This is a genomic window from Ureibacillus acetophenoni (assembly GCF_900220965.1).
GTDB lineage: Bacteria > Bacillota > Bacilli > Bacillales_A > Planococcaceae > Ureibacillus > Ureibacillus acetophenoni.
Window position 1 is genome coordinate 103,039 of sequence record NZ_OBQC01000013.1, and the last position, 19,903, is coordinate 122,941.

At 35.0% G+C, this 19,903-nt stretch carries 20 protein-coding genes and 2 rRNA genes; 9 read left to right on the plus strand and 13 right to left on the minus strand.

Features of this window, described 5'->3' with window-relative positions; translation table 11 throughout:
- Window positions 1–41 precede the first annotated feature (41 nt).
- From CRO45_RS15660 to epsC, 6 genes are all read right to left on the minus strand, one after another.
- Window positions 42–740, minus strand: a complete 699-nt coding sequence (locus tag CRO45_RS15660) for a YetF domain-containing protein (protein ID WP_097150569.1) — start codon at window positions 738–740, stop codon at window positions 42–44.
- An 80-nt stretch (window positions 741–820) separates the two neighbouring features.
- Window positions 821–1,348 (minus strand): GrpB family protein, encoded by a 528-nt coding sequence (locus CRO45_RS15665; protein WP_097150570.1) that lies wholly within the window; start codon window positions 1,346–1,348, stop codon window positions 821–823.
- Window positions 1,349–1,352: 4 nt separating this feature from the next.
- The gene (locus CRO45_RS15670) at window positions 1,353–1,763 is read right to left on the minus strand and encodes an NUDIX hydrolase (protein WP_097150571.1); all 411 of its coding nucleotides are present in this window, start codon (window positions 1,761–1,763) and stop codon (window positions 1,353–1,355) included.
- Window positions 1,764–1,783: 20 nt separating this feature from the next.
- Window positions 1,784–2,758, minus strand: a complete 975-nt coding sequence (locus tag CRO45_RS15675; RefSeq protein ID WP_097150572.1) for a quinone oxidoreductase family protein — start codon at window positions 2,756–2,758, stop codon at window positions 1,784–1,786.
- A gap of 371 nt (window positions 2,759–3,129) precedes the next feature.
- Entirely contained in the window at window positions 3,130–4,761 is a 1,632-nt protein-coding gene (gene pruA, locus CRO45_RS15680) for an L-glutamate gamma-semialdehyde dehydrogenase (RefSeq protein WP_097150573.1), read from the minus strand.
- Between the two features lie 251 nt (window positions 4,762–5,012).
- Complete coding sequence (gene epsC / locus CRO45_RS15685; protein ID WP_097150574.1) at window positions 5,013–5,918, minus strand: serine O-acetyltransferase EpsC; 906 nt, start codon at window positions 5,916–5,918, stop codon at window positions 5,013–5,015.
- A 313-nt stretch (window positions 5,919–6,231) separates the two neighbouring features.
- Between epsC and CRO45_RS15690 the strand changes: the two genes are divergently transcribed.
- Together CRO45_RS15690 and CRO45_RS15695 are read left to right on the plus strand one after the other, a co-directional pair.
- Window positions 6,232–7,236: an NAD(P)/FAD-dependent oxidoreductase gene (locus CRO45_RS15690; RefSeq protein ID WP_097150575.1), complete on the plus strand. Its 1,005-nt coding sequence runs from the start codon at window positions 6,232–6,234 to the stop codon at window positions 7,234–7,236.
- Between the two features lie 187 nt (window positions 7,237–7,423).
- Complete coding sequence (locus CRO45_RS15695) at window positions 7,424–8,545, plus strand: CaiB/BaiF CoA transferase family protein (RefSeq protein WP_097150576.1); 1,122 nt, start codon at window positions 7,424–7,426, stop codon at window positions 8,543–8,545.
- Window positions 8,546–8,643: 98 nt separating this feature from the next.
- Here CRO45_RS15695 and CRO45_RS15700 read toward each other — a convergent pair whose 3' ends face one another.
- A complete protein-coding gene (locus tag CRO45_RS15700) occupies window positions 8,644–9,585 on the minus strand; it encodes an aldo/keto reductase family protein (RefSeq protein ID WP_097150577.1) in 942 nt (313 codons plus the stop codon).
- Between the two features lie 249 nt (window positions 9,586–9,834).
- On the opposite strand from CRO45_RS15700, the gene CRO45_RS15705 reads away from it, so the two are divergent.
- Window positions 9,835–10,317 (plus strand): C40 family peptidase, encoded by a 483-nt coding sequence (locus CRO45_RS15705; RefSeq protein WP_097150578.1) that lies wholly within the window; start codon window positions 9,835–9,837, stop codon window positions 10,315–10,317.
- A gap of 50 nt (window positions 10,318–10,367) precedes the next feature.
- On the opposite strand, the gene CRO45_RS15710 is transcribed toward CRO45_RS15705, so the two are convergent.
- A complete protein-coding gene (locus CRO45_RS15710) occupies window positions 10,368–11,558 on the minus strand; it encodes a GGDEF domain-containing protein (RefSeq protein ID WP_097150579.1) in 1,191 nt (396 codons plus the stop codon).
- A 358-nt stretch (window positions 11,559–11,916) separates the two neighbouring features.
- Here CRO45_RS15710 and CRO45_RS15715 point away from each other — a divergent pair, with 358 nt between their 5' ends.
- Window positions 11,917–12,849, plus strand: coding sequence for a 3-hydroxyacyl-CoA dehydrogenase family protein (locus tag CRO45_RS15715; RefSeq protein WP_097150580.1), 933 nt, complete (start codon window positions 11,917–11,919; stop codon window positions 12,847–12,849).
- A 40-nt stretch (window positions 12,850–12,889) separates the two neighbouring features.
- On the opposite strand, the gene CRO45_RS15720 is transcribed toward CRO45_RS15715, so the two are convergent.
- Entirely contained in the window at window positions 12,890–13,738 is an 849-nt protein-coding gene (locus tag CRO45_RS15720; RefSeq protein ID WP_097150581.1) for a DUF2268 domain-containing protein, read from the minus strand.
- A 104-nt stretch (window positions 13,739–13,842) separates the two neighbouring features.
- Here CRO45_RS15720 and CRO45_RS15725 point away from each other — a divergent pair, with 104 nt between their 5' ends.
- From CRO45_RS15725 to CRO45_RS15740, 4 genes are all read left to right on the plus strand, one after another.
- Window positions 13,843–14,112, plus strand: coding sequence for a hypothetical protein (locus CRO45_RS15725; RefSeq protein ID WP_097150582.1), 270 nt, complete (start codon window positions 13,843–13,845; stop codon window positions 14,110–14,112).
- Between the two features lie 301 nt (window positions 14,113–14,413).
- Window positions 14,414–14,704 carry a DUF3219 family protein gene (locus tag CRO45_RS15730; RefSeq protein ID WP_097150583.1) on the plus strand — a complete coding sequence of 97 codons (291 nt, stop codon included), beginning with the start codon at window positions 14,414–14,416 and terminating at the stop codon, window positions 14,702–14,704.
- A 10-nt stretch (window positions 14,705–14,714) separates the two neighbouring features.
- The gene (locus tag CRO45_RS15735; RefSeq protein ID WP_097150584.1) at window positions 14,715–15,707 is read left to right on the plus strand and encodes an LLM class flavin-dependent oxidoreductase; all 993 of its coding nucleotides are present in this window, start codon (window positions 14,715–14,717) and stop codon (window positions 15,705–15,707) included.
- A gap of 29 nt (window positions 15,708–15,736) precedes the next feature.
- A complete protein-coding gene (locus tag CRO45_RS15740) occupies window positions 15,737–16,174 on the plus strand; it encodes a GNAT family N-acetyltransferase (RefSeq protein WP_097150585.1) in 438 nt (145 codons plus the stop codon).
- Window positions 16,175–16,219: 45 nt separating this feature from the next.
- Here the strand turns inward: CRO45_RS15740 and CRO45_RS15745 are convergent, their stop codons facing one another.
- Complete coding sequence (locus CRO45_RS15745) at window positions 16,220–16,846, minus strand: class I SAM-dependent methyltransferase (protein ID WP_097150586.1); 627 nt, start codon at window positions 16,844–16,846, stop codon at window positions 16,220–16,222.
- 563 nt (window positions 16,847–17,409) lie between these two features.
- Between CRO45_RS15745 and CRO45_RS15750 the strand changes: the two genes are divergently transcribed.
- Window positions 17,410–18,177, plus strand: coding sequence for a TerC family protein (locus tag CRO45_RS15750; protein WP_097150587.1), 768 nt, complete (start codon window positions 17,410–17,412; stop codon window positions 18,175–18,177).
- Window positions 18,178–18,259: 82 nt separating this feature from the next.
- On the opposite strand, the gene CRO45_RS15755 is transcribed toward CRO45_RS15750, so the two are convergent.
- The 3 genes from CRO45_RS15755 to CRO45_RS15765 all read right to left on the minus strand — a co-directional run.
- On the minus strand, window positions 18,260–19,252 hold the full coding sequence (locus CRO45_RS15755) for a S66 family peptidase (RefSeq protein ID WP_170949518.1): 993 nt from the start codon (window positions 19,250–19,252) through the stop codon (window positions 18,260–18,262).
- A gap of 376 nt (window positions 19,253–19,628) precedes the next feature.
- Window positions 19,629–19,744: ribosomal RNA gene (gene rrf / locus CRO45_RS15760) — 5S ribosomal RNA — on the minus strand.
- Between the two features lie 66 nt (window positions 19,745–19,810).
- A 23S ribosomal RNA gene (locus CRO45_RS15765) occupies window positions 19,811–19,903 on the minus strand; the annotation flags it as partial.

Below are 19,903 nucleotides of genomic sequence, written 5' to 3' on the forward strand. Positions count from 1 at the left end.
ATAGAACGTTTCCGCAGTGGATAACGTTCGTCAACAAATATTCAATTCAGTAATTCATCATTTTTCGAATCAATATATAGACTACCGTCGGGCTGAACCTCTGCATAAAACACATCAGAAAGGGAACGAACTCCAGCAATTTTTAATTGTGTTTCTAACCAATTGTTATCAAGATGTAATAGAGATAAATTAGTGTAGTTAATGATACCATCTGATATTACTCCAGTTGCAATGGGATACCTCTTCTTTTGCATCGGGATATTCATATCGCCTTTAGTTATAGGCATGTTCTTCTCTTTCATCAAAACAGAAAGTTTTCCACTCGTTTCAAAAATCGCATAATCAACATCTTTCAAAGAAAATATATCTTTATCACGTAAGAGCGCACTTAATGAATCCATATCAAGCTGCGTTTTTCTTAAAGACTTTTCAATGATTTTACCGTTTTTTATTACTATTATTGGTTCACCAATTGTGATCCTTCTAATCCATTGGAACTTAACATTAATAAAAGCCACAATTAATGTGAACAGTGCCCAAGCAACAATAGCTAACACTCCGTATAAAATACTTATATCATCACTTAATGCTAAGTTTGCAGCTAAAGAACCAATGGCAATAGCAGATATAAAGTTAAAGACAGTAATTTGACTTATTTCTTTACGCCCCATGATCTTTGTCATAATAAATAAAACGATAAAGGCTATTATCAGTCTTAGAGAGAGTTCCGATAGCTCCATCAAAATTATCTCCTTTTAGATCCTTATCTAAAGAAATTAATGTAAATAATTTTATATTGTCCTGAAATATTGATGTTATGCTATTCCTTTTCAGTTTTCGAACTAAAAATGAGTGCTTTTTTCACTAGTTGACTCGTAAATTCTGCTTTCCCATTTTGATATTGGTGAGTATCATCAGGAAACTTACTTGCGAGTTTTAATTTTAACTCCCCATACTTTTTCGCATCTTCAAGGTGATGCAATAAATATTCCTTAAAAGCTAAATGAATGTTAATGTCTTCATTTCCTTCTTGAAAAATATGCACATGATGAGTTCTATTTTCATTTCCTTTTGTAAAGTACCTTCTACCAGCAATTCCATTTTCCCCTCTAGGATTATAGCCTTTCGATATCATTGCATCATTATAAAAGTCGATTCTATTGATATCTTTTACGACAATTAAAATATCAATAATCGGTTTTGCATAGCCAATGGAAGGAATTGATGTACTTCCAATGTGGTATATTGCATACAATTCTTTTTTGAAAATTTGTTTTAATACTATTTCTTGTTCCTCGTATTGTTTAGTCCATCGCTCGGTCCATCGTCGAATTTCAGTTTTTCTCAATACTTCATCCCCTAGTTAAGTTCTCATAATTAACCATACATTCCATTAAGTAATACCGATCCTCTGGAAATGATAAAGGTAAAGTCTTAATTTCATCGACAGATTTCCAAGAAATATCATAGATGAGTTGATCCGGATCTTGAATTTTAAGTTCCCCACCGATGATTTCCACTAAAAAATAGTGGACTTCCACAAAATCGTTCTGTTTCACTTGTAGTTTTTCAACGATTTCAACGATGTACCCTGTTTCTTCGAACACTTCTCTAATACAACATTCTTCAAAAGTCTCTCCAAGTTCTTTTCCACCCGATGGTGAAGCCCACAATTTTTCCTCCTCCGGTTTACCTTGTAGAACCATTAATAATTCCCCAAATTTATTAATACAAATTGCAGAAGCCCCTTGCCACTTTTTCATTCAATTTACTCCCCCAAGTATTAATAATCTCCTATCTTGATCAACACTTTTCCCACATATTTTCGACTTTCTATCAATTGATGGGCCAATACGGCATCCTCTAAATCAAACACTTTAGCAATAGGTAGCGAGATTTTATTTGTTGCAAATAAATCAATAACTTTTTCAGCAGCTGGTAACAGTCGTTCTGGATCCAATTCTCTCGTAGTGCCCAAACTGAATCCTTTCACATTTCGACAACTGCTATGTACATCACTTGTTTTGATCGTCCCTGCGTTTCCACTACTATTTCCAAACTGAACAAGTGTTCCATAGAAGGCTAAGCATTCTAAACTTCTTTGCGTGACATCTCCTGCGACGGAATCAAATATAACATTTGCCCCAACATTAGCTGTTTCTATTAGAACTTGTTCTGTAAAAGTTTTATAGGTGCAAACCATATCTGCTCCTAAGCTTTTAACATAAGGTGCCTTGTCTAAGTTCCCCACAGTACCAATGATTTTATGAACACCCATTAATTTTGCTAATTGGGTTAACATTGAACCAACACCACCAGCCGCGCTATGAATGACAATCGTGTCAGTCGTTTTCACGTGTCCGATTTCGTAAAGTAACATATACGATAAGATCGATACAGTAGGCATGGCTGCCACTTCTTCAAAAGGTAAATTATCTGGAATCTTATAAACTAGTTTTTCATTAGCAACAACATATTCAGCATAAGAACCATTTTTAGGAAATGCAATAACTCGGTCTCCTACCGAAAAAGGTGAACCCGGCGCTACTTCTTGGACGACTCCTGCTACATCCAAACCGAGCATTAATGGAAACTTACCCTTTCCTTTATTCCCGATTCGCTTTTTTATATCCGCATAGTTTACACTTGTGTAAACTGCCTTTATTAATACTTCATGCTCAGCTATTGTAGGTATATCGATATCTGAATAGGTAAGTACATTGGCATCTCCGAATTCATGTTGAATTACTGCTTTCACGTAAATTCCCCCTTTTATACTCACTTTATCATAGGAGGAAATATGAGGGGAATTTAATAAAAGTTATCTAACTCTATAATTAATTGTTTTAATATGGAACTGGCGAATATTCTCCCTAAATTGGCGAATAAAACTCGTTCTGTGGCGAATAATTGATCCAATTTGGTGAATAACAGCCTCTGTTGATGCAAGAGATTGCAATGCTGGCGAATATTCTTTCTAAATTGGCGAATAACTCTCAAACTTTGGCGAATACTTAATTCGATTTGGCGAATAACTGCCCTCGCTTGATACATTTGATTGCTTTCCTAGCATAATATCCCCCTAATAAAGAAAAAAGGCGGAAGCATGAGCTCCCACCTCGTACTCTATTATTCTTCATCCATAAATGGATAAGCAACATCTGTAGTTGGTGCAAAGTTTTCTTTAATAACACGAGGAGTTGTCCAACGAATCATGTTGAAGACAGATCCTGCTTTGTCGTTTGTACCAGAACCACGTGAGCCACCAAATGGTTGTTGGTTAATCATTGCGCCAGTTGGTTTGTCGTTAATATAGAAGTTACCTGCTGCACTAGACAGGCGATTTTCTAAATGTACGATTGCTTGGCGATCTTGTGCAAAGATTGAACCTGTTAATGCGTACATAGATGCTGTATCTACTGCTTCTAATGTTTCTTCTAATTTGTCATTTTCATAAACATAGATTGTTAATACTGGGCCGAAGATTTCTTCCGTCATTGTTTTGAAGTTTGGATTTGTTGTTACGATTATTGTTGGTTGAATGAAGTAACCAACTGAATCGTCATAAGTACCACCAGCAATAATCTCCGCTTCTTCAGATTCTTTTGCATACTCAATATAGCTTACAATTGAATCGAATGCTGGTTTGTCGATAACTGCACCCATGAAGTTACGGAAGTCACGAACATCCCCAACTTTAATCTTTGCTACTTCTTCTACTAATCCAGTTTTTACAGTTTCCCATAAAGAAGTTGGAATGTATGCACGTGAAGCTGCAGAACATTTTTGCCCTTGGTATTCAAATGCACCACGAACAAGGTTCGCTACCACTTTGTCAGCTTGAGCTGTTTCGTGAGCAAATACGAAGTCTTTACCACCAGTTTCCCCAACTAAACGAGGATATGATTTGTAGTTCGCAATGTTCTCACCAACAGTTTTCCAAATTGTTTGGAATGTCGCAGTAGATCCAGTGAAGTGGAATCCAGACATACGTGGGTCTTTTAATACGATTTCTGAAACTTGTGAACCACGAGATGGCACAAAGTTAATAACACCTTTTGGTAATCCAGACTCTTCTAAAATACGCATGAAATAATAGTTTGCTAGAACTGAAGTAGATGCTGGTTTCCAAACGACAACGTTCCCCATCATCGCAGGAGCAGCTGGTAAGTTACCACCAATTGCAGTGAAGTTGAAAGGTGAAATCGCAAGCACAAATCCATCTAACGGACGGTAATCTGTACGGTTCCAAACGTTTTTCATGCTATCTGGTTGAATTTGATACACTTGGTTTGCATAATCTACACCAAAACGTAAGAAGTCAGCTAATTCTTGAGCAGCGTCAATTTCAGCTTGGATTGCTGTTTTTGATTGACCTAACATTGTAGCTGCATTCATAAGATCACGATAAGGACCAGAAATTAAATCAGCAGCTTTTAAGAAAATTGCTGCACGGTGTTCCCATGGCATATTAGCCCATGATTCTTTTGCAGCCATTGCTGCTTCCACCGCATCACGTAATTCTTTTTCACCTGCTTCTGAATAATTCGCTAATACATGTTGGTGATTATGTGGCATTACTACTTGTTTTATTTTATCAGTTGTTATATTTTGACCATTAATAATTATAGGAATTTCAACTACAGTATTTGATTGACGCTCTAATTCTGCTTTTAATGTTTCTCTCTCTTTTGTACCCGGAGCATAAGTGTTACCTGGCTCGTTTTTAGGAGTTGGGATCTTGAAAATACCGTTACTCATTACATCTCATCCTTCCTATTGTGTATTAATACTCTCTCAATATATCATAGACAAGCAATCTATACTAATAGAATATAACATTTTTTCACAAATGTCGCTTGTCTTGTTCAAAGTGTCTAATATATGCTCGTTTTTAACAAATAACCTTAGAAGGAATTTATTGTATGCGTACAGCCTTTTACCAGGTAAAAGACTCATAATAAGCAAAAAAATCACTCACATGCCAGTTACTAACATGTGAGTGATTTTAATTATTCTATATCGTTTTTAATTTTCGGTGATGGTTGAGTTTGGTATACTCTTGAATTTGGTGGAACAGATTGAGTAAGCCAAATATTCCCTCCGATCACTGAATCGTGGCCTATTTTTGTATCCCCACCAAGAATAGTAGCACCAGCATAAATAACCACATTATCTTCAATATCAGGATGACGTTTGATCCCTTTAATTGGGTTTCCATCCTCATCTAATGGGAAACTTTTTGCTCCTAGCGTTACCCCTTGATAAATTTTCACATTCTTACCTATCGTACAAGTTTCACCAATGACTACCCCTGTACCATGGTCAATAAAGAAGTATTCCCCAATTGTTGCTCCTGGATGAATATCAATGCCTGTTAAATTATGTGCGTACTCAGACATGATTCTCGGAATAATTGGCACTCCTGATTTATAAAGTTCATGGGATATTCGGTGGATTGTAATTGCTTGAATAGAAGGATAGCTAAATAAAATCTCTTCCGTTGAAATTGTAGCAGGATCCCCATTATAAGCAGCTTGAATATCCGTTTGGATCATTTTTCGAATTTCTGGGAATTTGCCAATTAAGTCCATAACGACTTGATCCGGATTTAGTTTAGCATTATCCGAAGATAAATTTTCCTCATTCGAAATGACTTTTTCAATTAAGTCCCGTAAATCGATGGCCGAAGTTCTTAATTTATTGCCAATTCCGATATTCACTCTAGATTCAAAAGTTAACTCTTTTTCACATAAGCATGGGAAAAGCGCATTACGAAAATTTTCTAGTATTTTATAAATCTTTTCTTGCCCTGCAAAGCCAATTGTTTTTTCAATTGAAAAATATGTTTTATGAACATCGACAAGTGAATTTGCAATGTTAGGAATTTCATTATTCAACCAATCATTTAGTTTCATCGTACGGTCACCTCAAAGATTATTATACACAAAATCTACCAATCTATGTACTTCATAAGCACTCATTAACCGAATGGATCAAAAAACTACTTTTAAATCGAGCCATATTAATATCCTATTATACTATATATTCTAAATTTACAAGCCAAAATTGTAAAATAAATTAGAGACCGTACTAATACGTTGAATTCCACGTTTGAAGGTTTCTCAAGCTACTTTTTTTCATTAATTTGTTATACTGAATTTAAAGAAAATTCTTTGTTATCTAAATATAGAAGTTATTTTGAGTAAGACTTAAAGGAGTGTTTATGTATTGGAACACAATGAGGAAATATTTGATATAACCATTATCGGTGGAGGTCCGGTTGGATTATTTACTGCCTTCTACGGTGGAATGCGGCAATGTTCTGTAAAAATTATTGAAAGTCTTCCCCAGCTTGGCGGTCAGTTGAGTGCTTTATATCCGGAAAAATATATATATGATATACCTGCATTCCCAAAGGTACGCGCACAAGATGTTGTAGACCATCTAATTGAACAAATGCAGCTTTTCGAACAAACAATTTGTCTTGGACAAGCAGTTGAAACCGTTGAAAAACTCGAAGATGGTACGTTTAAATTAACGACGAATTCGGAAACTCACTACTCAAAATCCATCATTATTACAGCAGGAAATGGTGCTTTTCAGCCGAGAAAAATTCAAATTGATGGTGGTGATAAATTTGAAAAAACGAATATGCATTACTTTATAAAAGATATGAATCAGTTTGAAGGGAAACGTGTGTGCGTTCTTGGTGGCGGTGATTCAGCAGTCGATTGGGCATTAATGTTAGAGCCTATTGCTAAAGAAGTGTATTTGGTACATCGTCGTGATACATTCCGCGCTCATGAGAGCAGTGTCGAAAATTTAAAAAACTCACAAGTTCAAATTATGACACCCTATGTTCCTGTAGAACTTGAGGGTGAAAATCGAATTGAAAAAGTAATACTTGAGGAAGTAAAAAGTCACGAAAAAGTAACGCTTGATGTCGATGATGTAATCGTCAATTACGGTTTCCTCTCTTCGCTTGGTCCCATTAAAAACTGGGGATTAGAACTAGAGAAAAACTCGATTGTCGTAAATAGTAAAATGGAAACAAATATTCCTGGGATTTTTGCAGCAGGTGACATAAGCACCTATGAAGGGAAAGCAAAACTAATCGTTACCGGATTTGGAGAAGCACCTATTGCAGTTAGTAGTGCAAAAATTCATTTTGATCCAACTGCTAAAAGACATATGATGCATAGTACAAGTTTGATGGACGAATTGAAGAAATAGAATAGAACAACAAAGCCATTAGCCTAATAGTGAATAATTGGGCTAATGGCTTTTAACTTTATTAGTATCTTTCATCTATGATCAGGTACGCCAGCATAAATTCCATAATTCTATTATGGAATATTCAATAATTCAAAAGTATATATAAAAATAATAACCTTAACTTTAGTAAAGAAGGTGAAATCTATTGCAACCGCTTGAGAATATAAGAGTTTTAGATTTGTCTCGTGTTTTAGCTGCTCCTACAGGCACAATGCTTTTAGGTGATCTAGGAGCTGAAGTGATTCGTATTGAACATCCAGAAGGTTCAGATAGTATGCGTGAATGGGGACCTTTCGTCAATGGGCAAAGCACATATTATTTAAGTGCTAATCGTAATAAAAAATCCATTACCCTTGATTTAAAACTAGAGTCTGAACGAGAAAAATTTAAAAAACTTGTATCAGATGCAGATATAATAATAGAAAACTTTAAAACCGGTGACATGAAAAAATTAGGGCTTCATTACGAAGAGTTACAAAAAGTAAATCCACGAATTATTCATGTTGCGGTTACAGGATTTGGACAAACAGGACCCCTCGCTTCGGAACCAGGTTTTGACCCAGTCATTCAGGCAATGAGTGGTTTGATGGATGTAACTGGAGCGATTGATGGAGAACCAACTAGAGTAGGTATCCCTATTGCCGATATCTTAACTTCTCACTATGTTGTCATTGGTGTTTTAGCAGCACTTCGCCAAAGAGATCTTACAGGGAATGGTCAATTTATCGATTTATCTTTATTTGATGTTCAACTGAGCAGTATGGCTAATGTTACAAGTGCTTATTTGAATGCAGGATATGTTTCAAAACGACTTGGCAATCAACATAATAATATTGCCCCCTATCAAGTGTTCAAGTGTAAAGATGGATTAATCATGATTTGTGCTGGGACTGAATTACAATTTATCAAACTATGTATGTTGTTAAACAAGCCCGAATGGGTTCAGGATGAACGATTCAAAACAAACGTCCTCCGAAAAAACCATGAAAATCTCTTAGCCGAAATGATTAATGAAATTACCGTTACGAAAAATCGAGATGAATGGCTTCAACTACTTCATGACTATAAAATTCCTGGTGGACAGGTACTTACTGTGGCAGAAGCTTTAGAACATCCACAAACGAAGGCTCGTCACTTAATTGGTGAAGTGGAACATCCGGTATACGGAACAGTAAAATTCATTAAAAATCCTCTTCAATATTCAGAGTTAAATATTCAATATAAATATGCACCGCCTATATTAGGTGAGCATAATGATTCTTTATAAATTTCTAGAATTAGCTTCCCCACTGTTTCTTATATCAACGAAAAAACATCCCAAAAGATTTAATTTAAACCTTTTGGGATGCTTTATTTATTTCAATGTTATGCTAAAATTTCTTCAATTTTTTGAATAACTCCCTCTTCTAACACAATACCTGAAGCTTTTACGTTTTCTTCAATTTGTTCTGGGCGGCTAGCACCAACTAGGGCACTTGCTACGTTTGGTTGTCTTAAAATCCATGCGATAGCAAGTTGAGAAAGTGTAATATCAAGTTCATTTGCTACTGTTGTTAAGTGATCTACCTTATTAAGATACTCATCTGTTAAGAATCGTTGAATTGAAGTATTATTCGTTGTTGCACGGCTTCCTTCAGGTATACTTGCTCCTTTTTTGTATTTACCTGTTAACACACCTTGTGCAAGTGGTGACCAAACTACTTGGCCGATACCGTGTTTTTCACTAACAGGAATAATTTCCTTTTCGATAACACGGTGGAACATATTATATTGCGGTTGATTTACCACAATGCGGTCAAGAAGTTTTTTATCTGCAATATGAACAGCTTCAGAAATTTGTTCTGCAGTCCATTCACTTACACCTAAATAAAGCACTTTTCCTTGACGTACTAAGTCGTCGAATGCACGAAGCGTTTCCTCTACTGGTGTTTCTTGGTCAAAACGGTGTGCATAATAAATATCAACATAATCGACATCAAGTCGTTTTAAACTCGCGTTAGCTTGTTCAATAATATGTTTACGTGAAAGTCCTCTATCATTTGGACCTTCTCCCATTGGCCAGAATACTTTTGTTGCAAGGACGATTGACTCACGTTGGAACTCTTTAATTGCTTGTCCAACTACTATTTCTGCTTCCCCGCGCATGTAGACATTTGCCGTATCGAAGAAATTAATTCCTAAATCATAGGCACGATGAATTGTTCGAATGGCAGAATCGGATTCTACATATCCACCGTATGTTAGCCAACTTCCTAAGCTAATTTCACTCACTTTTAACCCTGTATTACCTAATCGTCTATAATGTATAACCCAATTCCCCCTTCGAAATAAAATCTAAAATCCTATTAGACTTCTAGGTTTTATTTTAATGGTACATTTTGGGTCTGTCAATTAATGCAAACAGAATTTAAACCGCCTATGATTTTACACCCTCTTTTATTACTATTTTGATAATTTTATGGAATAAATTTATATTTACACAAAAATATGTTACCTTTCCCATAATCCATCGTCTATTTATTCGTAAGTAAAAAAATTGAATTGTGGAGGGTTTTCATGTCTTTATCTTTGCGAGTACCAAAATTGAGCGTGTTGTTTTTATCAGTATTATCAGTAATAGCTTTACTGCTCTTTACTCTAGCTCCAAAAGCATCTGCTACTATTAATTACGGCGAAGAAGTTTCAGCAGTGGCAAAAACTTATGTTGAAAGTCCTTATGAATGGGGTGGCACAACACCAAAAGGTTTTGATGCAAGTGGATTTACACAATATGTTTATAAAAATGCGGCAACGAAAATGAACATCCCAAGAACAAGTGCACTCCAATATAAAATGGGTGAATCCGTGAAAGATAGCGAATTGCAGGCTGGTGATCTAGTCTTTTATGAAACAGGTGAAAAAGGAAAAGTATCATTTGTTGGGATTTATAACGGGGATGGTACATTTACAGGAGTTACGATCAGTGGCGTAAAAATTGTTAAAATGAGCGATCAATACTGGAAAGACCGTTATGTTGGTGCAAAACGGATAGTTAAATAACATAACAGTTAAAAATCTGCTATTCAATAGAAAATGAATAGCAGATTTTATTAGGTTTCATTCGTCTCTATTTTATTCATTTCCTTATTCATATACATTCGTTTATCAATTAATTTGAACATTTCATTTAGGTTTTCATCTTTAGTTGGAACAAATGTCATTCCTATACTGAGTGCGATTGTAAATCCTTTATTCATCCAATCAATATTCTTTTGTTTTATTTTTTTATTAATTAATGCATGAATGGCAACTTGTTCTTCTTCTCTATGTGATATATAAAGAATAAACTCGTCTCCCCCAATGCGGAAGACCCTATGTTTTTTTGATGAAATATGTTTTAAACAGTCCACCGTTTCACGTAAAAATAAGTCTCCCACATTATGGCCTAACTGATCGTTAATTTGCTTAAAATTATCTAAATCTACTAAGACAAATGTACCTGATGCTCCTTCTTCAGGAAATCTCCTTTTAAATTCTTCCCAAGATGACCTATTTTCCGCGCCAGTTAAAGCATCTGTTAATGCAATTACTTCTAAGTCATTTACTTTTTTGAAATACAAAACAGAGAAATAAATAGAATATAAAAGTAAAACTGTTACGAAAATCCCCCATATACCATAAGCTTCATATAATAATACCATACAAATACTTAATAGATTTTGACTTGTATAACCCCAATTTAAATCATACTTAATGAGCTTGATTTGATTTAGTAATGAATTTTTCTTTCGATAAGAGACAATAATTGCTGCGACGAAACGATTAATAAAAAAGTGTGCCACTATTCCTAATCCAAGCCAACAAAATGCTTGAGGAAGTTCGTAACCTAATACTTCAGACAACGTATTCGAAACTAAGGTGACGGCTAAGATCCCCAAAGTTAAATGTCCAAATGTAATAAACGCATTATGAATGTTTGTCCATTTAGAAAAATTAAAAATTAAAACTCCCGTAAAGGTTATTAAAACCGAATAATGATACGGGAAGACAAATGCACTAAATATTACAAAACCTATAAAGGGTCTCCAAACACTACCACTTGGTAAAGTGACAGCCATTGAAAAGGTCATAATAATTAGAACGACAATTATAAAACTATCTGTTAAATTCTTTGGATTTATTTCATCTTGTATTAATTCAAATATTGAATATAGTAAGCTAGTAAACCCAAAAATAGCTATACAAATAACTACGATAGTTTTACCAAAGTATCCTAATTGATGCTTATTTTTTTCAATCATCAAAACACATCCAACAAAAAATATAAAAAATTATTCACTTAAACGTTAGGCACATAGCCCTAATTCAATTGCCCTATCATCTATCATACAATACTTTCCTTTACAGTTCATGTATTTGCTCTTAAGCAAAATCAAATCATTAATAGATTATTTAATACGAAATTACTAAAGCGAATATGTAAGTTGGTATGATTAATCTAACTAACCACTTCTTATAATTTAACTGCCATCCCTGGCAATATTTTTAGTAAATAACATTCAATTCAACATAATAAATTTATCTATTTAATAAACTATTAGAAAATAAATAGTATTCAAGTGTAACAATGAATATAACAGATTAACGGAGGGGATTTAAATGGATAAAGTGACAGTACTAGGAGCAGGAACGATGGGACATGGCATTGCCCAACTATATGCGCAAGCAGGTTTTCAAGTTTCCTTATATGATATTAATAATGACATTTTAAAGAATGCTTTAACTAGAATTACAAACAACTTGAATCTGTTAACAAAATACAATAATCTTACTATAAATAAGGATAAAGTGTTGCATCAGATTTCAATTACTACTAACCTTGAAGACGCGGTTCTAAATAGTCATTTTATAATTGAAGCCGTTTCAGAAAATTTATCGATTAAATTTGATTTATTTCAAAAACTAGAAGAAATTGTGGATGAGAAAACGATTATCGCATCCAACACTTCCACGTTCTCTATCCAACAATTATCTGAAGGACTTCAACATAAGGATCGTCTCATCATTACACATTTCTTTAATCCAGCTCATTTAGTTCCGCTCGTTGAAGTGGTAAAAGGACCTAATACACCGAAAGAGCTGATTGATGAAACAGTAGAAATGCTTAAGCAAATAGGTAAACAACCCGTAGTACTAAAAAAGGACGTTCCTGGCTTGATTGCAAACCGTTTACAAGCTGCATTAGTTCGGGAAGCATTTTATTTGCTTGATGAGGGCGTTGCCGATGCAAGGGATATCGATTTAGCGATTACGGCAGGCCCTGGCTTTCGATGGGCATTCATTGGCCCTTTAGAGACGGCTGATTTTGGTGGATTAGATATTTGGAAAAGTGTCGTAGAAAATCTAGCACCTCATCTTTCTAAAGAAGAAACAATTCCATCATCGATCAATGAAAAAATTGAAATTGGACAACTTGGAACGAAAGCAGGAAATGGAATTTTTCAATATAATGGTGACGATGAAATTCAGAAGAGAATTAGAGAAAGAGATAAACAATTTATTCGATTAGGACAAATTAAAAATTCTAATTAAATAGATATATGGCCAGCTATTAAACACGCTGGCTTATTTTTTATGATTGATTATAAGTAAAGTCTGATTTTAATATGATTTCATCTGCCGATAGATTAAGAAGTGTTTTGGAGTCAATCATTTTATTCCTTTCTAAAAAGGACTTTACAATCGCGTAACCCATACAATAGCCAATCCAATTTGGTAGTCGACTCGATCCATCCCCATACAAATATCGTTGGTGATGACTAACACCTTTTCGATTAAGTACTCGCATAAATGAGCCTTTCCATATCCCCTTTAAATCTTTAATCGAATATTTTGAAATCCAAGGTGAACACCATTTTCTGCCATACAATTCCTCTACCATGCATTCTGCCATCCCTTCAATAATTAACGATTCTTTTAAAGGGATTTCTTCTGGTGCTTTGTTAAGAATGTTCAATCTGCAAAAATGATGATATTCGTGTGCAATCATAGCTTTTAATTCTATTTCAGAAAGCTCTGGAGAAACAAATAAAATAACTGCCTCTTTATAAGAAACTCCATTTTTATTCGCTTCAATACTATCTACGATCGGTCGATGTTTTGTTAATGGGAACATAAAAATTGGACACTCGTTCCCATTCCACCTATTCTTCAGCCTATCGTATTCTTCTTGAACGATTCTCCAAATATTCATATTTTCGAATTTCCTTAAAGCTCTTTCTATATCTACTACCTCATTTGGCTCAAACAACCCATTACTCAGAAGCTCATAATGCAATTCTTCAGGCGAACTTATCGGTAAGAAATCTTTAAGTTGTTCATATATCAAATCTTGCACAACATTTATAGGTGTTTTCTCTAACCCAAGACGTGACATATCAACTAATCTTTCAAGTAATTTTTTTGTATTTTCAACTGCCAACCCTATCCCTCCCTTTTCTATCCTATGTTTTAGACTATTAACTCGTGTGTTCTTTTTACCCCACCATATATTAATTAGAGTCTTAAAGAAAAGGAGGTTTTATGATGGATAAACGTCAAGCTTATGATCTCTGTTGTCGATATCGAGGAAAAATGGTCTGTATTACAGATAAACGAGGCAATAAACACTTTGGTAGAATTACACGAGTAGAAAGAGATATGGTATGGATTTTACCAAGTAGAGGTCGTCGTGGATATGGACTAGGGTTCTGGGGCTTCGGTGGTGGATATGGCTACGGCTATGGTGGTTTAGGTTACGGCATTGCACTTGGAGCTATTCTTGGAATTGCACTAGTATCAGCATTTAGATGGTAATAAAATAGGTGTATATCAGTGGGGGTCTAACTTTTATCTGTTCCTAGGGGAACGTTCGTACTTCCCCCACTGATTTTTCATCCAATCCATTGCTTTTCATCTTCAGTAAATTCTATTTGCAAAGTGATTCATCTCCTTTCATGAAGTTTTTATACTCCCAAATTTTATTCTATCTTATTCAATTGTAAATGAAGAATATACTACTGAATTTCTAATGCCGAACAGCTTTCACAATTCCATTTCGTTTACGCTCGCCTCAAGCAATGCTAATATCTTAAATAGAATGAAGGGAGCGATTTAGTTGGTAAAAGAGGTATATTTAAATGATCGATTATTTCAGTTAGAGCACTATCAAGAAGAAACCGTGAATGGTTTACATAAAATCTCTATTGATTTCAAAGTGACAAGTGAAGAGTATCATGATGTGGCAATTTTACTTTATGAAGGAACGTTTGATGTAAAAGTACCGGAGCGCGATCTCGCCTTTCGTGGAACCATCCAACACTACTCCACTTCTGTTACAGATTTATATAAAGAAGGACAAGTTGCCGATTATAAATTAATTTTAATGGAAGTAAAACCTGAGAAATGAGGGTGCATTGATGAAACTCAGTATATTAGATCAATCACCTATCGCATCAAACCAAACAGCCCAAGATGCACTAATGGAATCATTGAAGTTAGCCAAGGCTTGCGAACAATTTGGTTATACAAGATACTGGATTGCTGAACACCATGATCTGCCTGGACTTGCCTGTTCAGCACCTGAAGTGATGTTAGGTTTTATTGGTGCTCATACAAGCAAAATTCGTATTGGTGCTGGTGCAGTTTTATTACCTCACTATAAACCATATAAAGTCGCGGAAATTTACAATATGTTGGGCACTTTATTTCCGAATCGAGTAGATATTGGCATTGGTCGTTCCCCTGGAGGATCAGCAGAAGCAACAAATGCTTTATCGGATAATTTTTTGCAGAAGGTTTTTAAAATGCCAGAGCTAGTTGAAGAATTGCTTCACTTTTTACATCAAGACTTTCCTAGTGACCATGAATTTTCTAAAGTGAATGCCTCCCCAATTCCAGATGTTCTACCTTTACCATGGATGCTTGGGACAAGTGAAAAAAGTGCTTTGCTTGCTGCAAAGTTTGGTTTATCTTATGTATTTGGTCAATTTATGAGTGATCAAGATGGTGCCGCTATCGTTCAAACTTACCGTGAAAACTTTCAACCAAGGATAGATGGCCAAACTCCTGAAGTTATCGTCACTGTTCCTGTCATTTGTGCCAAAACAAGTGAAAAAGCAGAGGAAATTGCGCTTAGCTATTTGGTTTGGCAGCTATTAATTGCAAAAGGCGAAGGAAAAAAGGTGCCTTCGATTGAAGTGGCAAAAAACTACATTTTGAGCGAAAAAGAAACCGAACAATTTATGGCCATCAAGAACAAAATGATTATTGGAAATCCAAAGGAAGTCTGTTCTGCGCTACGGAATATGGCAAACCATTACGGTGCGGATGAAATGATGATTTTAACAATCACCCATTCCCCTGAAGACCGGATAGAGTCTTATAGGCTCATAGCTGAAGAACTACTCTAATTAAATTTTTGAAAGGACCTATAAAATAAATGAAATATACAAAAACAATCACCAATGAAGAACAACTAAATATAGCATTTGATATAAGAAAAGAGGTATTCGTAAAAGAACAAGGAGTTCCTCTTGAAGATGAGTTTGACGAATTTGACCAGTTAGATGATCGATGTGGACATATTCTCGTCTATTACAATAATCAAGCAGTTGGCACAGGGAGGCTGCGAATTGTTGATGAATATGGCAAGTTGGAAAGAATTTGTTTATTAGAAGAATTTCGCAAACTAGGACTTGGGAAAGTGATTGTTCAAGCATTAGAAGAAATTGCAAAAGAAATAGGCGTTACAAAAGTGAAATTACATGGTCAAACCCATGCGGAAGGATTTTATCAAAATCTCGGCTATGAAACTGCCTCTGATGTATTTATGGAAGACGGCATTCCCCACGTATTAATGACAAAGCAATTAAATTAAAGAAAAAAAGGAGTCGTATTTGATACGGCTCCTTCGTTTTTTCTATTACTTTGATAAAATAAATACTCCACCACAATGTGAAATTGGATAAAATTCAAAATGACAAATGTTAGCGAGCTTAGCCTTCAATTCATCATAAACAAAATAAAATTCTTCATCATCCCAATAGTTAATACTTTCTTGTCTACAGTGCTCAAGTTTTTCCCTTGTTTCAAATGCAATATCACCTATCAAAATTTTCCCGTTTTCTTTAAGTAATGGGATAAGTTTTGTGATAAATTGAACCTTTTCTCCATCTGTTAAATGATGCAGAGTATAAGTACTTACGATTGCATCATATTTATTTTCAACGATTTCAGCTGGTAATCCATTTGCAATATCCCATTCTAATAATTGAGCATTTGGCATTTTCTCTTTTGCAATTGAAATCATATTTGATGAAAAATCGATTCCGTGTAATTGATGACCATTTTCATATAATTTAGATGTTAATACCCCTGTCCCAAATCCAATATCTAATACACTAGAATTCTCGTTTTGCATTACTTCATTAAAAATCGTATTTAACATTTCTTTATACCCTGCAAACGGATATAAATTATTTTCTTCACTTATTTGCACTGTCTTATCGTATTGATCTGCCCATAAATTAAACCCTTGTTTATTTAACATGTATTCCTCCATTTAATGAAAAATTAATCGTATAGTCCCTCTAATTTCATTAGTGCATTTATGCTTTTCATCTTTATTCCCCCTTCAATTAAATTAGTTAAATATTAACATAATAATATATTATTTCCATCTCTTTTAATCAATCTTTAGATTGCTGATAGATTTTTTGCGTATATTCGAGCGTTTATCCATTACTAATTAGAAAAAATTATTGACTTCGGTTGATTGATACTTTATGCTTAAAATACTTAATTGAATAGTTCTCCTAAAGGGGAGTAGCTTTCACATCAAAGTCGTCACTACGGAAGATTAAGTTCTTCTCGGCTTTGTTGGCAACGAACGTGTTGTTAGCAAGACCTTTACCAATAACGGTAGAGGTCTATATTTTTTTAACCTTTACCACTTCTGGTAAAGGTTTTTTTGTTTTTTACAACCTAAATCAGATACTGAACGAACTTTCAATATAAAAGTCTTTTTAAGAATGGAGTTGGGAATTTTGTAACATAATCGATTATTTTTCAAATAACAATGCATGCTAAATTAAACTTAGGGGGAATTATGAAATGGAACTATCGATATTATTTGAATACGGTTGGGTATTGTTACTATTAATTGCACTTGAAGGATTACTTGCAGCTGATAACGCACTTGTTTTAGCAATCATGGTAAAACACTTACCAGATAAAGAAAGGAAAAAAGCACTCTTTTATGGATTAGCAGGAGCATTTGTTTTCCGTTTTGCTTCCCTGTTTATCATTTCGTTCTTAGTTGATGTATGGCAAATCCAAGCAATTGGAGCACTATATCTATTATTTATAGCGATCAACCATATTGTTCGAAAGTTAGTCTTTAAAAAGAAAGATGATAATACTGAGGATAAAGAACAAAAAAAAGCGGGATTTTGGGGTACGGTTATTAAAGTTGAATTAGCGGATATTGCATTTGCAATCGATTCAATCCTTGCAGCAGTGGCACTAGCCATGACTCTACCAAATACAAATCTTCCTCAAATTGGTGGATTGGATGGCGGTAAGTTTCTAGTCATATTTGCTGGTGGATTAATTGGTTTAATAATTATGCGTTTTGCTGCTAACTTGTTTGTTCGATTATTGAATTCCCGCCCAGGACTTGAAATTGCAGCATTCGCCATCGTTGGTTGGGTTGGCGTAAAGTTAGCGGTATTAACTCTTGGTCACAAGGATATCGGTATTATCCCTTACGAATTCGCCCATTCAACGGAGTGGAAACTAATCTTCTATGGTGTGTTAATTGCAATTGCATTAGCAGGTTGGTTTTTGTCGAATGGTAAAAAAGATATGAAAACAGAGTAATGAATACACTAGAAGGCATAGTTCAGATTGAAGAACTATGCCTTTTTTAACTTAACAGATCTTGAAACTGCCAAAGTGTAACCTATAACCATCTTTCAACACAGAATACTTTCTTTGCATCAGCATCCAACTTTATATTTCTTCCAATGGCTAGAGGATGCATTGGATGGGTGTGACAGGTATCAAACTCAGCTAGAACAGGTATGTCTAGACCGTCTAGTTGTTCAATTAATAAATCTAATGGACGCTTTCCTGTACCTAAATCATTAAATTGCTCATGTTTACCTAGAATAATACCTGACACTTTATTAAAAACCCCATGCAATTTAAGCATTGCAAAATTTTTCTCTACTATAGATGCATCTTTCATACAATCTTCAATTAACAAAATGTCTCCTTGTTTAATTTGAGGAAAGTAATGGGTTCCAATAAAACCATACATCGAATTCACATTCCCACCAATTAATCTACCTTCTGCCACTCCTCCCTGACCAGTTATCCATTCATTAGCATAAAGTGTTTTCTCGGTTGTTTTTTCAAGCCAGTTCACTGGCTCATCAGACCAATAAGGTGGCATCGGTACTTCGTATGGTAGCTGAGATTCTTCCACAAAATATTGTTCAAAGTAACGATATGTATCATTAACAAGAGGCTCAAATTCACCAAATGAAGGAACGAGTGCCGGACCGTAGAATGTTGAAATTCCCGTTTTTGCATAAAGTGCTAATAACACAGCCGTTGCATCGGAATATCCAACTATAATCTTAGGATTTTCCTTAAATGCTTCATAATCTAAATACGGCAACATACTATTTGAATTTGTTCCACCAATTGTAGACATAATCATCTTAATACTTGAATCTCTTAATAGTTCATTAAATTCCGCTGCACGTTCTTTCGGTGTACCTGAACGATACACTTCTGATTTACCTGTCAGCTTACCTTCAACAATAATAAATCCCTTATCTTCAATAAAAGCTTTAGCCCGTTGAAAACGTTGATAAGCCCATACTGTTGCTGGTGATGAAGGACTAAATATTGCAATTTTATCTCCCTTTTTTAACCGATTCAACATAATTAATAACATACCTCCTTAATCAATGATAAATTAGAACTCATTATACAATTTTCAATCTATCTTTTTATCACACATTATAATTACAGTTTGATGTATTTTACTGTAAACTCCCAATTTTTACAATGTTTTTTAAAAGTAGAATTAACTTAAGACCAAAAAACACTACTGAATTATCAGCGGTGTCATTTGCGAAGCGATCGTCTACCTCTCACAGGGGGTGCCCCCAACTTCCATCGGCACTATCTCGAAGCCTTACTAGTAATTTATTATACTATATATTTAATTCTTGTTTCTCAAGACGCGCCGAACCTTCGGTTCATTATGGTAGTTGGGGGCATAAAAAAACACCACTGAATACTCAGCGGTGTCAATTGCGAAGCGACGTCCTACTCTCACAGGGGGAATCCCCCAACTACCATCGGCGCTAAAGAGCTTAACTTCCGTGTTCGGTATGGGAACGGGTGTGACCTCTTTGCCATCATCACTTCACTTTATTTAATTGAGAGTTCGTTCTCTCAAAACTGGATAAAGACATTGAAAGCGTTCAAGTTTGTTTTGGTTAAGTCCTCGATCGATTAGTATTCGTCAGCTCCATGTGTCACCACACTTCCACCTCGAACCTATCTACCTCATCGTCTTTGAGGGATC